22 protein-coding genes and 1 pseudogene are annotated in these 15,300 nt (G+C 40.5%); 18 read left to right on the top strand and 5 right to left on the bottom strand.

The annotated features are described in order from the left end of the window. The first annotated feature begins 13 nt into the window (after nt 1–13). The 12 genes from OCV47_RS15790 to OCV47_RS10590 all read left to right on the top strand — a co-directional run bounded on the left by OCV47_RS15790 (nt 14) and on the right by OCV47_RS10590 (nt 8,129). Nucleotides 14–262, top strand: a complete 249-nt coding sequence (locus tag OCV47_RS15790) for a hypothetical protein (protein WP_317244308.1) — start codon at nt 14–16, stop codon at nt 260–262. Further along, complete coding sequence (locus OCV47_RS10540) at nt 259–915, top strand: Ig-like domain-containing protein (protein ID WP_317244309.1); 657 nt, start codon at nt 259–261, stop codon at nt 913–915. Before OCV47_RS15790 ends, OCV47_RS10540 begins: the two co-directional genes overlap by 4 nt. Continuing rightward, nucleotides 915–1,244: a PF13754 domain-containing protein gene (locus OCV47_RS10545; RefSeq protein ID WP_117449100.1), complete on the top strand. Its 330-nt coding sequence runs from the start codon at nt 915–917 to the stop codon at nt 1,242–1,244. Before OCV47_RS10540 ends, OCV47_RS10545 begins: the two co-directional genes overlap by 1 nt. A 16-nt stretch (nt 1,245–1,260) precedes the next feature. Beyond that, nucleotides 1,261–1,569 (top strand): hypothetical protein, encoded by a 309-nt coding sequence (locus OCV47_RS10550; RefSeq protein WP_262655051.1) that lies wholly within the window; start codon nt 1,261–1,263, stop codon nt 1,567–1,569. A gap of 4 nt (nt 1,570–1,573) precedes the next feature. Then, nucleotides 1,574–1,753 (top strand): hypothetical protein, encoded by a 180-nt coding sequence (locus OCV47_RS10555; RefSeq protein WP_117449098.1) that lies wholly within the window; start codon nt 1,574–1,576, stop codon nt 1,751–1,753. 1 nt (nt 1,754) lies between these two features. After that, nucleotides 1,755–2,255: a hypothetical protein gene (locus tag OCV47_RS10560; RefSeq protein WP_262655052.1), complete on the top strand. Its 501-nt coding sequence runs from the start codon at nt 1,755–1,757 to the stop codon at nt 2,253–2,255. A 389-nt stretch (nt 2,256–2,644) separates the two neighbouring features. Further along, entirely contained in the window at nt 2,645–3,637 is a 993-nt protein-coding gene (gene xerA, locus OCV47_RS10565) for a site-specific tyrosine recombinase/integron integrase (RefSeq protein ID WP_262655053.1), read from the top strand. A gap of 744 nt (nt 3,638–4,381) precedes the next feature. Next, nucleotides 4,382–4,894, top strand: a complete 513-nt coding sequence (locus OCV47_RS10570; RefSeq protein WP_262655055.1) for a phage holin family protein — start codon at nt 4,382–4,384, stop codon at nt 4,892–4,894. Nucleotides 4,895–4,913: 19 nt separating this feature from the next. Then, nucleotides 4,914–5,048 carry a hypothetical protein gene (locus OCV47_RS10575; protein WP_262655057.1) on the top strand — a complete coding sequence of 45 codons (135 nt, stop codon included), beginning with the start codon at nt 4,914–4,916 and terminating at the stop codon, nt 5,046–5,048. Continuing rightward, nucleotides 5,045–6,409, top strand: a complete 1,365-nt coding sequence (locus OCV47_RS10580; protein ID WP_262655058.1) for a phage tail tip lysozyme — start codon at nt 5,045–5,047, stop codon at nt 6,407–6,409. The genes OCV47_RS10575 and OCV47_RS10580 overlap by 4 nt, the downstream gene beginning before the upstream one ends. A 710-nt stretch (nt 6,410–7,119) precedes the next feature. Beyond that, complete coding sequence (locus OCV47_RS10585; RefSeq protein WP_262655059.1) at nt 7,120–7,296, top strand: hypothetical protein; 177 nt, start codon at nt 7,120–7,122, stop codon at nt 7,294–7,296. Nucleotides 7,297–7,406: 110 nt separating this feature from the next. Further along, nucleotides 7,407–8,129, top strand: coding sequence for an ORF6N domain-containing protein (locus OCV47_RS10590; protein ID WP_262655084.1), 723 nt, complete (start codon nt 7,407–7,409; stop codon nt 8,127–8,129). Between the two features lie 156 nt (nt 8,130–8,285). On the opposite strand, the pseudogene OCV47_RS10595 reads toward OCV47_RS10590, so the two are convergent. The 3 genes and pseudogenes from OCV47_RS10595 to OCV47_RS10605 form a co-directional block, all read right to left on the bottom strand. Beyond that, a pseudogene (locus OCV47_RS10595) lies at nt 8,286–8,489 on the bottom strand (manganese catalase family protein); the annotation flags it as partial. Beyond that, the gene (locus OCV47_RS10600; RefSeq protein ID WP_256301329.1) at nt 8,453–8,785 is read right to left on the bottom strand and encodes a spore coat protein CotJB; all 333 of its coding nucleotides are present in this window, start codon (nt 8,783–8,785) and stop codon (nt 8,453–8,455) included. The gene OCV47_RS10600 and the pseudogene OCV47_RS10595, both read right to left, overlap by 37 nt. After that, complete coding sequence (locus tag OCV47_RS10605) at nt 8,782–8,979, bottom strand: spore coat associated protein CotJA (protein ID WP_117449091.1); 198 nt, start codon at nt 8,977–8,979, stop codon at nt 8,782–8,784. Before OCV47_RS10605 ends, OCV47_RS10600 begins: the two co-directional genes overlap by 4 nt. Nucleotides 8,980–9,119: 140 nt before the next feature. Between OCV47_RS10605 and OCV47_RS10610 the strand changes: the two genes are divergently transcribed. The 3 genes from OCV47_RS10610 to OCV47_RS10620 all read left to right on the top strand — a co-directional run bounded on the left by OCV47_RS10610 (nt 9,120) and on the right by OCV47_RS10620 (nt 12,411). Continuing rightward, complete coding sequence (locus OCV47_RS10610; RefSeq protein WP_262655061.1) at nt 9,120–10,289, top strand: ROK family transcriptional regulator; 1,170 nt, start codon at nt 9,120–9,122, stop codon at nt 10,287–10,289. Between the two features lie 89 nt (nt 10,290–10,378). Then, nucleotides 10,379–11,065, top strand: coding sequence for a D-lyxose/D-mannose family sugar isomerase (locus OCV47_RS10615; RefSeq protein WP_117449089.1), 687 nt, complete (start codon nt 10,379–10,381; stop codon nt 11,063–11,065). Between the two features lie 179 nt (nt 11,066–11,244). Next, entirely contained in the window at nt 11,245–12,411 is a 1,167-nt protein-coding gene (locus OCV47_RS10620) for an FtsW/RodA/SpoVE family cell cycle protein (RefSeq protein ID WP_262655062.1), read from the top strand. Here the strand turns inward: OCV47_RS10620 and OCV47_RS10625 are convergent. Together OCV47_RS10625 and OCV47_RS10630 are read right to left on the bottom strand one after the other, a co-directional pair. After that, nucleotides 12,399–13,400 (bottom strand): ABC transporter substrate-binding protein, encoded by a 1,002-nt coding sequence (locus OCV47_RS10625; protein ID WP_262655064.1) that lies wholly within the window; start codon nt 13,398–13,400, stop codon nt 12,399–12,401. The genes OCV47_RS10620 and OCV47_RS10625 overlap by 13 nt on opposite strands. A gap of 151 nt (nt 13,401–13,551) precedes the next feature. Continuing rightward, entirely contained in the window at nt 13,552–13,938 is a 387-nt protein-coding gene (locus tag OCV47_RS10630; protein ID WP_262655065.1) for a helix-turn-helix domain-containing protein, read from the bottom strand. Nucleotides 13,939–14,004: 66 nt separating this feature from the next. Here OCV47_RS10630 and OCV47_RS10635 point away from each other — a divergent pair, with 66 nt between their 5' ends. The 3 genes from OCV47_RS10635 to OCV47_RS10645 all read left to right on the top strand — a co-directional run bounded on the left by OCV47_RS10635 (nt 14,005) and on the right by OCV47_RS10645 (nt 14,910). Continuing rightward, the gene (locus OCV47_RS10635) at nt 14,005–14,316 is read left to right on the top strand and encodes a hypothetical protein (protein WP_262655066.1); all 312 of its coding nucleotides are present in this window, start codon (nt 14,005–14,007) and stop codon (nt 14,314–14,316) included. Nucleotides 14,317–14,405: 89 nt separating this feature from the next. Further along, entirely contained in the window at nt 14,406–14,588 is a 183-nt protein-coding gene (locus tag OCV47_RS10640; RefSeq protein WP_262655068.1) for a hypothetical protein, read from the top strand. A gap of 52 nt (nt 14,589–14,640) precedes the next feature. Then, complete coding sequence (locus OCV47_RS10645; protein WP_117449087.1) at nt 14,641–14,910, top strand: TIGR03905 family TSCPD domain-containing protein; 270 nt, start codon at nt 14,641–14,643, stop codon at nt 14,908–14,910. The last annotated feature ends 390 nt before the right edge of the window (nt 14,911–15,300 follow it).

The raw sequence follows: 15,300 nt of genomic DNA on the forward strand, positions 1-15,300 counted from the left end.
GGAGAAAAAGAACATGGCAGTAAAATCGGCACAGGATATTGTGAATGGCCAGACCATAGATCTTACATTGAACAGCTCCATTGGTAAGTGGGAAGCAGAAGTTACAGCACCAAGTAAGTCCAGTTATAACCAGAGCGGGCATTATTATGGTGTCACATTAAAAGTAACAGATGATGCCGGTAATGTAACCACTGTGGATGTGACAGATACCACATTGGGAGCGGCGTTGAAACTGATTGTTAAGGAAAAGTTGCTCCTGTGATCACAATTACAAATCCAACATCCCAGGCGACATTGAAGAATAATCAGCCAATAATTGAATGGAAAGTGATGGATGCTGATTCTGGTGTGAATCCAGATACAATTGTTCTTACAATAGACTCAGGAAGTAAAATCACAGGATCCGAAATCAAGAAGACGGCTGTATCTGGCGGATATACATGCAGCTATACACCAACCAAAGCATTGACCGATGGATCCCACACGATTAAGTGTGATGCATCCGACTATGATGGTAATGAAGCGAGTCAGGTAAGCACGACATTCAAGATTGATACCACACCGCCATCATTGAGCGTAGATAACCAGATTGATGGATATGTAACGAATAAGCAGACAATCACTGTATATGGAGTAACAAATGATATCACATCATCCCCAGTAACGGTAACGATTAATGGAGAAGCTGCCACAGTTGCGTCCGATGGAAAATTCAGCAAGGATGTTGCGTTAAAAACTGTTGGTAATAATAGTATTACTATTATTACTAAAGACAGTGCAGGACAGACAACCACCATCACAAGAACGGTCAAGTATGATCCTAACCAGCAAAGGATCACAGATGCGTCCGTATCCCCGAATCCAGTCGATACCAATAAGACCTATATCATTTCTGTCACAATCGTAGATGACTGATGATTACAAGGGTGTATGGATCTTGCAATGAATTCAATATAGAATTCCAGAGGCGGGATGGATCAGATCAGGAGATCTGGGACGCAATCGTTCCGGCCTCTGAGGATGGCACATTTGTAGTAGAGATATATGTAGACAGCAGCAGCGGCATGGGAACTTATGCCGCTACTGTTATGTTTGTGATATCTGGACACAAGCTGAAAGGAATACTTGTGCCGAGGGGATACGAGGGCGGAAGAGAGAATGTAGAGTTTGAATCATTGTTGGAGATAGATCAGCTTATGATAGAACTGTTTACCAGATGCTACGAGGGGCAGCAGGTATGTTAGAAAGGGGAAAGGTTAAATGGCAATCAGATATGTCGAGAAAGTGGAAATGGATCTGGGAGAAAAGATCCGCTTCAGAAGTAAAGTAAAACCAGTGTGTGAAGCAGAAATTCCCTTTTCCATTACATCTGCAGAATATGAACTAATATTTATAGACGTAGACACAGAGCAGGAAATACTGGAAGACTCTGGAAAACTGAATATCAACAATCATACAATGGATGCATTGATAGAACCGACAAGATCCGGATCTTATTGCCTGCGGTACGTCTATCACATAGCAGACGAGATCTGGGTAGACAACTTCAGTATTAAAGTTAAGGGGTGAGCACATGGCAGAAGCAAATATTCGTATCGCAGGGGCAGTGCTCACTCCGAATCCAATCACTGTAGGAAAGAAATTCGTGATATCCGTAGAGATAATCAACAAAGACATATTGCTGGCAGCAAGTGCCAATGCAATATTGATTGGAACTGGGAACACGGCAATAAAAGTAAAGGAGAACAAATAAAATGGCAGATAATTACGTTGGAAAATTATTGACTGAGTTGACAGAAAAAACAACAGCAACAGACACAGATCTGGTACCAGTAGCTGAAAAAACAGGGACACTGTTTCGCATGACATTGGCAAAACTGAAAGAAATATTTCTGGGAACAAAAGATATATCAGGAATCGGGGATGGGACAGTAAAAGGGGCAATAAGTGAGTTAAACACGAATATGGATAGTGAATTTCATTACTATAATTCAATAACTGCTATAGGTCTCACCAATAATGCATCGTGGGATGATATTTTGACGGCATTGCCTAGAGGATCTGGAGTAAAGTTCGCGGCATGGAAAGATTCCCTTCCAAATTTAACTTCACAAGCCGGAGCAAGACAAGAAATCACAGTCAATAAATGCGAAGCCGGTTACGCAACCATAGAAGTATGGGACATCGGATCTAATGTAAGATATTATTGCTCACACAATGGCTACAATTATACGAGTTGGAAAACTAATGGATAGTAGATTCTTTTCTTTTGTTGTCTTACCGATAAAAAAATTGAATTGTACAAGCATTGTAAATTTCTCCACCAGAGACTAATTTATAATTATCAAGTATTAATTTATTATTACTTAGTTTAATTGATGCTAAACAATAGTTCGCTGAATCATAATAGTATCCATTGTTGTTAATGTAACCATCTATTTTAACCGGTATGTAGAAAATTACAAAGGAATTCCTGTCAAATCTTCCGACTCTGATATAAAATTCTTCTGCGGTTTGTGGAATAGATACCTCTCCACCAATTTGCAAATCGTATTGATTATAATATTTCCATTCCATATTCGTGTTTATTGGATTTTTTGCAGAAAACACCTTCTAGCCTTACACTAGGATGGGAGGTGTTTTTATGGATATTAGAGAGCAAATAATACAAAATGTTATGGAGAAAATTAGAAATAAAGCATCACAGGAAGTGCAAGATGTAGTCCAGGATGCACTGGTATTGGAGTTAAATAATTATGAGATGCAGGAACGATGTACAGAAATAGCTGTTCAGGATAATACACCAGAGAGAATGCTTCAGAAATATATAGCCACAAAGCGAATAGAAGGAATTGCAGAGAGCACATTGGAAAGGTATGCTGATCAAAATTTGAAATTATTACAATTTCTGCGAAAACCATTGGATGAGATTACGGCATATGATATCCGATTCTATTTGTCGTATAGGCGAGAAACTAAAAAAGTGTCAAATAGTACATTGGATGGAATACGAAGATGCTATAGTAGCTTTTTCGGATGGCTGGCAGCAGAAGGCGCTATACAGAAAAATCCATGTGCGGTTGTGGCACAGATCAAGTCACGAAAACAGGTGCGATTACCATTTTCAGCAGTAGATTTGGAGAAAATGAGAAAGTCCTGCAGAACGATACGAGATCTTGCACTTCTGGATTTTCTCTATAGTACAGGATGTCGTGTATCAGAAGTAGCCAGGATGGACATATCGGATGTGGACTTTGAGCGGATGGAGTGCAAGGTGCTAGGAAAGGGCAATAAAGAACGAATTGTATATCTTACACCAGTTGCGGCTATGAATCTGCAAGAGTATCTCGATAGTAGAGAGGATAGTGGTGAGCATCTTTTTGATGGATGGAAAGGAAGACGGATCAGCAAAAGTGGAATAGAAACATTGGTGAGAAAGATTGGAAAGAAATCGGGAGTAGAAAAAGCACATCCTCATAGATTTAGGCGAACTCTGGCCACTAATCTTATGGATAGAGGCATGAATATTCAGGATGTGGCAATGATACTTGGTCACGCAGATCTGAAGACTACACAGATATATTGTTATGTAGATCGTAATAATGTAAAAGCAGCATTTGGAAAATTCGCGGCGTAATAAAGTCAAATAGTAGGAAAAATATCGTATAGAAAATACTCCGGGGAAATGCTCCGGAGATATTGTTATGCAATTCTGTAACAGGGGAGTGGATTGCGTAAAAAGTCCAATAAACACGAAGATATATATTATATCCGATAATATAGACAATTTGTCCCTTATGAATAAAGTCGAAAATTATTCATCATTTGCTATCACATATAGAGGCTGGGAAAGCAGATATGTTCCAGACGGAAATAACTCATTTTTTTTGTGCTCAAAAGATTCTATAATATGTATTTCGCTTAGTGGAAAAATGTATAAATGTGAACGTAGAAACTTAAATTGGATACAGATGTAAAACATCAAAAAATTTTCTTCCAATTTGGATTATCTCTTGTGTATATATGTATTGTACCAGCGTCACTGAAAGCCATAATATTACTACGCGAATATAATATATAAGAATTCCCATTTGGAGGGGGAATTGGATCGTTCCACCCCTTAAACCCATAACCACAATATTGCCAACTTGTAACAGAATCTATAATTTCTTGCCACGTTTTTCCATAAAGGTTATCAAGGAGTCTTGGGTTCTGTACTGAATTCGTGTTTAAAAGAAATTTGAGAATAATGACCTATGAGCACCACTCAGTGGCGCTCGCAGGTCATTATTTTTATGAAGGGAGACCAAGATGATTAGAGATAAACCATGATTCGAAGAAAGCAGAAAACAAAGAATTTGAAAAAGAAAGGACAAAAGGTATGTTAGCAAAACTTATTGAATTATTTATGCACAACAAGATTATTCAGCTGGTAGTGGCAGCAGTTATTTTTGATACGATTTTTGGCGTGATCCGGGCGGCAAAGGAAAGAAAATTTAATAGTTGCTTCGGCATCGATGGAGCTATCAGAAAGATTTCCATGATCGTTAGCCTGTGCGGACTTCTGATCGTGGATTATCTGGTCAAGATCAATTTGATCGGATTTGTGCCGGAGCAAATCAGGATGTGGATCGGAGTAGAGACGATCGGAGCTGCTGAGTTCTTTGGCCTCTTATACATAGCCTATGAGATTGTCAGCATTTTGAAAAATATGTACCTGTGCGGCTTGCCGGTGAAACGGGTATGGAGTACCGTCCGGAAATTCCTTAGTAATTACACGGATGAACTGCCTGATTCTGACGAGATTCAGGATAAGCTGAAGGAATACACGGACAACCTGCAGTCGGAGGAAATCACATTGGCAGACGCAGTAACAGCAGAGAAGAAAATGTAAAACGAAGGGGGATCACATCGTGGAGAAGATTGTGGCAGCAGGAGTGGCGATTATTATGATCGGAAATGCAGTGAGAATGTTATGGAATGAGTTCAGGGGCTACATTCGGGATGTATCCCCCGAAAATTTTACAGAAAGGACAGACGAAGAATGACAGTAATTAATAGAACGGCTGAAGTGAAAGCATATTACTATTTCAGAAAAGCGGGAATGACTCATGCAGGAGCAATCGGGACCATTGGCAATCTGGAAGCTGAGTCGGATGGCTTTTATTCAAATAGAATGGAATATCTTTTGAAAGCCAGACTGAAGGCAGATGGCTACACATATACAGATGAGAGCTATACTGCAGCCATTGATAAAGGAAGCATCAGCAAAGAGAAGTTCCTCCATCCAAGACCGGGATGTCAGTACGGATTTGGACTTGCACAATGGACAAGCCCGGGCAGGAAGGAGCGGTTATATAACCTGGTCAGACAGAAAGGCGTATCGATTGCAGATGAAACCATGCAGCTGGAATACCTGATCTGGGAACTGAAGAACATCTATCAGAATGTCTGGAATATGTTGACCACAGCCACCTCAATCAAGGCTGCATCAGATTACTTCCTGGTATATTTCGAAGCCCCGGCCAATACCGGAGAAGCAGTACGAAAAGGCAGAGCAGATCGAGGCTATTTGTTTGAAAAATATTTGAAATGTCAGAATGGAGGAGACAGTGTGAAAGTAACAGCACAGCAGATTATTGATGTAATGAAAAGCTGGATTGGCCTGAGCAGAGCGAAAGGAACACACAAACCTATCATCGACCTGTACAACAGCCATTATCCTCTGGCAAGAGGATACAAAGTCAGTTACACAGATGATTATTGCGATACCACGGTATCTGCAGCTTTTATCAAATTGAGCGCTGTGGATCTGATCGGTGGCACAGAATGCGGTGTGGAAGAACATATTAATCTGTTTAAGAAAAAAGGTATCTGGAATGAAGATGGAACTATTACACCGAAGCCAGGAGACATTATCTGCTATAACTGGGATGATGGCACACAGCCTAATGATGGATGGGCGGATCACATCGGTGTAGTGGAATATGTGGATAGTAAGAACAGAACGTTGACAGTGATCGAAGGCAATATGACCGGTGGAGTAGTAGGAGAAAGAACCATCCCGATCGGCTGGGGATATATCCGTGGATATGCCTGCCCGAAGTATATAGATAGTCAGGTCACAAATACAAAGAAAGAAAACAATGTGAGTACAGAGACAGGAGGAACAGGATATATGTTTAAAGTAAAGACAGTCCAGAGCGGCTCCACAGGAAATGATGTAAAATTATTGCAGAGATTACTGAAAAGCAACGGATGCAAGGGCAAGGATGGCAAGAATTTGTCTATTGATGGATCCTGCGGTGCAAATACCGTGTATGCCATTAAAGAGTACCAGAAAAAGAAAAAACTGGAAGTGGATGGTTGTGCCGGTAATGCAACCTGGAAGAGCATACTGCTGAGATAAAAGACTGGAAGAGAGAAGACAACTATGCTAAAATATCAACGTTACCGCCTCCGAAACTGGTGACAGGAGGGAGGTGAACTATATGGATAATCTTGTTTCTCTTATTATTGCCGTTATGGATGGTGTAATTTGCCATTACATCATCAAATGGTTGGACGGAAATAAATAGTCGGTAACCAGCCTATGGATTCAAGCCCTTCCATTTTATAAACAGGGAATAGAAAACCCCAGGACGGCCATCCTGGGGTTTTCGTTTGTAGTCGAACTATATGGACTACTTGTTTCTCTTTGCCTAATGGCATTATAGCATATGTATTTTTATTTTTCAATATGCATAAAATACTTGACGGATGTAAGGATGTAGAAGAATCAAAAGAAAAGATAAAAGTTCTTACTGGAGATGAATTAAAAGAACCAGGTAACAAATTGTTACCTGGTCGAAAATATCGACCTGGTTGATGCAAGGATTTCTAACCTGCATCTTTGGACAGAGAAAGGTGCCCTTACTTCATGCCAAGTCCCTGAATACAGATAAGGTTTGGGAAGTATATGATTATCTGGTAGACTTTTATTTCAGAATAAGAGAAGAGAAAAAAGAGATAATATGTATGGGGACGAAGAAATTCGTTCCTATTTTTATAAATATGTACTTGACTTTTTGGGTACACCATAATATATTTATTGTGTACTCAAAAAGTGAGGTGAGGAATATGAGTCCAAGAACAGGTAGACCTAAAAGTGATAATCCTAAATCAGAACAAATTAAGATTAGAGCGACAAAACAAGACAAGACTCTACTGGAAAATTGTTGCAAAATAACAGGAAAGACTCAGTATGAGGTTGTTATGGATGGAATAAAAAAAGTCTATGCTGAAAATGAAAAATAGAGATTCGCTGCACGACCAAGCACCACGAACCTCTAAGAACGAGGAAATTCCTCTGTGAAATATTTTATCATAGATGTGGATTTCCTGCAATTAAATTGAAGGAAAAATAAATACATGATTTAAAAGTTACAGAATACCATGGAATTAGGGTGTTAACATCTGCACAAGTGGCGCAGATGTATGAAACAGATACAAAAACAATATCTTATAATTTTTCGTATAATAAGCGAAAATACATAGAGGGAAAACATTATATTAAACTTGAAGGTACTGAATTAAAAGAATTTAAAGCAAGTCGGGAAATTCCAGACTGCCACAAATTTAGTGCGCATCTTTATCTTTGGACTGAAAAAGGAGCACTCCTTAATGCAAAATCTCTTAATACGGATAAAGCATGGCAAGCATATGATTACCTGGTTGATTTCTATTTCAGAGCCAGAGAACAGAAGCAGGAAAAAGAGAAGAACGAGGTAGTACCAACGACTACATCTACAGAGAAGATCAAAGAGGAAGATATCCTACCAGTAATGAAAGAACCAATTGCAGTGTTCCGGAATCTGATGGCATTTGCGGATGTGAATGGAATCCAGATCAAAATGAAATCTTTACAGCATCATAACAGTATGATGTACGATAAACGGATCGCAGTAAGAGAGAATCAGTCTTTCGAGAGAGTTACTTATGAGATTGCCTATGAACTGGCGCACTATTGCATTCATCATAAAGATGGAAATCTAATAAACAGCCCATTGGAGAAAGATTATAATGGACAGGCAGAACGGGCAGCAGTCATGATGATACATATGTTAGATGTAAAGGCACAAAGATGTTAAAAAATGTGAACAAAATTGCAAAAATGGCATTTGAAAAAATGTCATTTTTAACAGTTTTTCAAATCCTGAATATAGTTAGCCTGCACAAACAGGTGAGACTGTGGTATGTCCCGGAAACCCGCATAAAATAAGGTTTTTTCCTTATGTCTAACATCCATGTACAGATTCCTCTGTACCAATATCTGTCAACAAACCACATACTCTTCGATCAGCCATGGTAAATCGCTGAGACAGGTATCGCATAGATGCACCGATCTCTCCGTCAGGTCCACCATACTGACTCATGATAAAGGTGGCAATTTTGGCATTAGGCGTAGTTATTTTTATCGGGTATTGCAGTCTCTTTTCATAGTTCCACATGAACAACATCCTCCTTTTCCCGTGATTTCCCATGGCCATGGCTGAAGAATCCAGTTCCAGGCACCATCCTGAGCGACTTCTGCGTGATCGATGGTGAGCGGAGCAAATCTTCTGGAATAGATATCTACAGCGGTATTGCGCTGACGGATAAACTGATTCACATATTGAAGTGCATTACAGTCATATGGGTGTGTATCCAGATAAAGAAGCAGGTCATCCAGAGCAAAACTTATTTCGTTGATACAATTCATCAGCTGTGTCTGTGTCATGGATTCAAACGAACTATACTGATTCATGAACAGCCTCCTCTTCTTCCACAGAATGGTTTATCCAGTTCCGGGAAAATGGTTCCCCGGGATAAGCCTTCGTGGAAGTTATAGAGTTTATGAAAAGACTGCCATGGTACATAGGCCATTGCAATCGGGAAAGAAGCCTGTGGATCACTGCGGCATATCTGTGTGGATTTGGTGTTTCTACAGGTTGACTTCATATATCCTCCAAATGTTATTTCATTAATTATAGTATGAATAAAATCTAAGATGGTGAATACGGTGTTATCTGAAAAAAAGATAGAGTATTCTGATTGGGTGTGCTATGATGAAAACAGTTGACGTATGAGAGGTAGAAAAAGTGCAGAATACAGGATATAACAATACAACATTAAAACAGCAGAACCGTGGACTGATACTGAAGCTGATTGTCACCGGGGAATGTGAATCCAGAATTGAACTGGCAAAGAGAACAGGGTTATCGAAGATGGCAGTCACGAATATTATCAGTGAATTCATGGAACAGAATCTGGTGGAGGAAAAAGAATGTGTCCGTATTCAGGGAAAGGGACGGAATCCGATTAAGTTGTGTCTGTCCTCTAAGGCGCCTAAGATGATTGGCGTGCATATCTACCGGGGAGAGTGCAGTGTGATTCTCTGTGACTTTCAGCTTCATATTATACAGCGTAGAAGTTTCCCAGTGACCGAAGAGAATCACGGGCAACTGCTGGAGCATCTTTTTCATAGAATTGATGAGATCCTGGACAGGATACCACGAACGGAGATCTGTGGGATTGGAATCGGAGCGTTAGGGCCGGTGAATGTTGGAAAGGGAAGAATTTTGAATCCGCCCAATTTTTATGGAATGAAAAATATTGATATTGTATCTGTATTGAAAGCACGATATGAAATGCCGGTATTTTTCGACAGCCAGTATGATGGAGCTGCTCTGGCAGAAAAATTTTTTGGAAATGGAAGAGATGTGGAGGATTTTGTGTTTGTTGGTCTGGCAAATGGAATCGGATCTGGAATCATCTCTCAGGGAAATATATATCGGGATTACAGTGGATTTACCAGTGAACTGGGACATGTGAGTATTGACTGGAATGGAAGAGGATGCAGCTGTGGGCGAAAGGGATGTATGGAAACCTATGTTTCCAGTCCGGTGATAGCCAGACAGCTATGCCAGATTACCGGATGGAAGAAAAGCTTTCGGGAGTTCTGCCAGATAGATATGTCAGAGTATGCAAAAGAAACAGACCGGGTGTTGGAAGATATGATGGAAAAACTGGCTTGTGGGATTGTGAATCTGACAAATTTGTTTAACCCACAGAAAGTCATTATAGGTCATGAAGGATATTGGATCCCAGATAGATATATCTGTCATCTGGAGGACTATATTAATGAGAAGAAACTTCTGGCAGATTATCATCAGATCCGAGTGGAAAAGTCTTATTTTGGAGAAGATGCGCATATCATTGGATGCGCCTGCAGTCTTTTGACAGAAATTTTTGCAGGTCGAATCGTATAAAAGGTATTGACAAATAGTAAAAGAGTGTTACTATGTAGATATAAATAGTAACTTTCTTTTACTATATAATAATTGGGGAGGGTTTTTAAATGAAAAGATCAAAAATTAATCAGAGTATCCGTGAAATGGAAGCTATGCTGAAAAAGTATCATGTATCGTTACCACCATTCTGCAACTGGACACCGGAAGAATGGGAACATAAGAATCATGAATATGATGAGATTCGTGATAACCAGTTGGGCTGGGATATTACTGATTGTGGTCTGGAGAATTTTGATAAGGTAGGATTTGCACTGATCACAATTCGAAATGGCAACCAGAAGCTGGAAAAATATAAAAAAGTATATGCAGAAAAGCTGATTTATCTGAAAGACGGACAGACATTCCCATCTCATTTTCACTGGATTAAAAGTGAAGATATTATCAACAGAGGTGGTGGAACTCTGTTGTTAAAAGTATATAACGATGATGGGAATGGTGGATATGCAGATACAGATGTACTTGTTAATTCTGATGGACGCTCTTATTATGTACCGGCTGGAACAGAAGTAGAGATCAAACCAGGTGAAAGTATTACTCTGTGGCCACATCAGTATCATAGCTTTGCTGTAGTACCGGGAAGTGGAGATATTCTGATTGGAGAAGTGTCCATGTGCAATGATGATACCACAGATAATCGTTTCCATGATGCAGTAGGACGTTTCCCGGCAATCGAAGAAGATGAGCCGCCATATCGTTTGCTGTGTAATGAATATCCGGCTGCAAAAGACGAATAAATAAGGAAAACGTAGATGCTCCTGTACAAAAAACTTGCATAAATATCGGTCTGATGATATTCTTATACAGGTAGACCAGAATGTGAAGTCTGATGTTTCAGCGACAGAAGACGAGTTCTGGCATCGCATCCGTAAAAGAGTAGAAACGGGTGCGACAGAAAAAACATAAGGAGCAATACATGGCGAAAAAAAAGCGTAAGATAAAAGTAAATCTTCGTCAGAGTTCTCAGTATTATGATTACAATCTGCTGGTAAGTGTAATTTTGCTGACTTGTTTTGGTCTTATTATGCTGTACAGCTCCAGTGCATATTCCGCACAGATTAAATTCGGAAGTGATATGTTTTATTTCAAGAAGCAGGCAGCGATCAGTGCAGGTTGTCTGATCATTGCGATTGTAGCTTCCAGAGTAGATTATCATGTTTATGCAATGTTTTCTGGATGGATTTATCTGATTGCAAATGTATTGTTGTTTCTTACAAAGTTCCTGGGAACTGAGCTGAACGGTGCAAAGCGATGGATTTACCTTGGCCCATTGTCTTTTCAGCCGGCAGAGATGGCAAAAGTGGCAGTTATTTTATTCCTTCCGACCCTGATTGTGAAGATGGGAAAGAACATGAAATCCTGGCCGGCATTCTGGGTAGTGCTGTTATCAGGGGGACTGACATCGTTCCTGACCTTTGCGTTTACAGAAAATCTGAGTACAGCAATTATCATTGCAGGGATTACAGTTGGTCTTTTGTTTATTGTATTTCCAGATAGCAGACCATTTGCGATTGGAGTGATACTGATTGCACTGCTTGCAGCAGGCGTAGTATGGTATGTAAAGGGAAATCTGACAAGTGGAAGCAGTTTCCGTCTGAAGCGTATTCTGGTATGGCTGAACCCGGAGGCGAATTCCAGCCTGGGCGGATACCAGGTTATGCAGGGACTGTATGCGATCGGTTCCGGTGGCTTTTTTGGAAAGGGGCTGGGAAACAGCCTTCAAAAGCTGGACTATGTGCCAGAAGCGCAGAATGATATGATTTTTACGATTATCTGTGAAGAATTGGGATTATTTGGAGCAATTATGCTGACGATCTTGTTTGCATTTATGTTGTACCGGCTATTCTTTGTTGCACAGAATGCACCGGATCTTTTAGGTTCATTGATAGCATCTGGTATCTTTATTCATATTGCATTGCAGGTAGTATTGAATATTGCAGTTGTTACCAATGCCATTCCTACGACAGGAATTACCCTGCCGTTCATCAGTTATGGAGGAACATCGATCATGTTTCTGATGGCGGAGATGGCACTGGCACTCAGTGTATCAAGACAGATCCGATTTAAGGATCAGGAAGCCTGATCAGCATAGTCTGTGACGATCAGTGCATCATAAGGAACACGGCTGGTCAGTTCACCGGCGGATTCCAGAATATCCTGGAGCGTGGAAAAATGATCCGGATCGAAAATCAAAGATGGCTTCCAGGTATCTTGTATAAGATAACGATTTACAATCGTGGTGATCGTTTCCAGGTCATTTTCAGAAAACTGAGGAGCAATGACAGAAGCAGTTTCTTCAGGGGTGTGGGTTAAGACATAATCCACACCCTTTTGTAATGCATTCGTGAATTTTTGTACTACATCAGAGTGTGCATCCAGATAGCTGGATTTGCAGCAGTAAGATGTGTATGGAACATAGCCGGAATCTATGCCAAGAGAGGCAACCACATATCCGACGCCTTCCTTTTCCAGTGCAGTTGCGGATGGTTCGAATTCAACAGTAAAGTCTCCGAGACCGCCTGTAAATGCGGCTCCGGTAGATCCAAAATCGATACTTTGGTCAATCGTCAGATCATTGACAGGATCGATCCCTTGTTCTTTTAAAATATATTCAAATACCATTTCAGGCATACCACCTTTACGTCCTCCAAGTACGGTTTGCCCTTTCAGATCTTCCCACTGAAAATCTGGCATAGCCTCTCGGGCAATCAGAAAATTACCGGCACGTTGTGTCAGCTGAGCAAAGTTCAGTACAGTATCGGTTACTCCTTCGTTGTAGGCGTAGATGGTAGACTCGCATCCCATCAGCCCAATCTGGGCAGAATCAGAAAGAAGGGCTGCCATGACTTTATCGGCTCCAAAAGCCGTGGTGATGGTCACATCCAGCCCCTCATCGATGAAATATCCCTGTTCATATGCCACATACTGTGGGGCGTAGAAAATAGAATGGGCTACTTCACTTAAGGTAACTGGTTTCAGATCGCTGGTATTGGCTGCCTGAGCACTGATTGGTGTCAGAGAAGATAACAGCAGACTGGCAGAGAGAAAAAATACGGGAAAATGCTTTTTCATAAAGAAAAGAACTCCAAAAATATGATCAGATTACTATATGCAAAAATAAAAAAGTTGTGTAATAAATCAATATCTGTATCAGCGAAAGCAATATAGGAATCGCTTTTTGCAGGCGTCGATTTTATAATAGCAGGCAATGGCCAGAAAAAACTTACAAAAGTTTCTGTTTTTGAGAATGATATTCACCAGGATTGCAACCGAATTGTCTGCAAAATGCACTGGCAAATCGACTCGCATTGCTAAAACCGGTTATATCAGCAATCTGCATCATGGAATACTGACCACTTTGCACCAGTGAAAGACTTTGTGCTACACGATATTCTTCCAGATAAGAAGAAATGGTTTTTCCGGTCATTTTCTTAAAAAGGCGGCAGCATACTTCACGGGAGAGATGGACATCATCAGCAAGTGCCTGAAGAGTAAAAACGGAATCAAAATGTGTATGTAAAAAGTGCAGCATATGTTCCAGGCGTTCCAGTTCTACCTGATTGGATGGAAGAAAAGTGTGAAACTCGGACTGATGTTCTCTCAGAATCATGGAAAAAGCTTCGCAGAGCAGCCCCTTTATTTTTAACTCATAACAGTAGGCTTTCTGGTCAAAGCTATGTTCCACCTGATTCAGGAGATCAAGAATGGCAGCACTATTTTCCGTATCCGGGGAAAGGAAGATACAGGGTACAGCAGCATTGTTCAGATTTTGGTATTTTCTTCTGTTCTGAATATTTTCCTGGATATTTTATGTATTGTTCCATTTCAAATGGGAGTAGCAGGGGCAGCATCCAAGGCAGATCAGGTATCGGTACTGGTCAATAATGCCATGATGACGGCTATATCTAATTATGTGGCACAGAACTTTGGAGCAGGAAAAAGAGAACGAATTCGTCAGAGATCTACCACTATTCCGATCTGTTCCTGACGATAGAGGCTCCATTTTACTTTTTACTGGGGTTGCTGGCTGTTTATTGAACTTCCATTCAGAGTATGCAAAATGGCAGGGCACCATTTATGGCCTGCATGATCGAACTGGTGATGCGAATAGCGGCAACTGTGGGATTAGCCAGAATAATAGGATTTACGGCAGTTTGTATTGCAAGTCCCATGGCATGGTTTGGAGCATGTGTGTTGCTGATACCGTGTTATTACCAGATGATGAAGAAGCTGCCATTTGCAGAGAAGAAAGTTTTGTGATATACTCAGATGCGATAAAATACGAAATAACACAGAAAGGAATGAAAGTACCATGTTAAGAAAAGAAGATACGACTTATATTCATAAAAATAAAGGTGTCTGTTCTTCAGCAGTGACCTTTGAAGTAGAAGATAACAAGTTGAAAAATGTGAATTTCATTGGCGGATGCAGTGGTAATACTGCTGGAATCGGACGCCTGGTAGAAGGAATGGATGTGGCAGATGTGATGCATCGTCTGGAAGGAACCAAGTGTGGTGTGCGTCCAACATCCTGTCCAGATCAGCTGGCACAGGCATTAAAGGAATATTTGGAGCAGGTGTAAATCAGATCACAGATTGCAAAATCCGTTTAGAAGAAACAGGAATCCCATACAGTGAGAAATCAGGTATGGGATTTTTGTGATATATCTACAAAAGCTGCCTTTCGGATTGTTTCGTACTTCGTACTCTCACATCTCCGTTTCACTCCGGTCGGTGCTAAACATGTGCCACCGGCACATAGCACCCTGCCCCACATTCGCATATCGTGAAGCTTACGCTCCACTTTCATGCTCATATTGGGGCGGGTCATTAAGCCGTAAAACCACTCTTGTGCAAGCACATCGTGGTTTCAGGCTTTTTGACCCGGGCAGCTTTCACATATTCACGCTTTAAAACAGGAAAGTGGTTGATTATCAGAATGATAATATGGTATACTGAACGATATGAGGAGT

Origin of the sequence: Muricoprocola aceti, assembly GCF_025567005.1 — a bacterium.
Taxonomy (GTDB): Bacteria; Bacillota; Clostridia; order Lachnospirales; family Lachnospiraceae; genus Marvinbryantia; species Marvinbryantia aceti.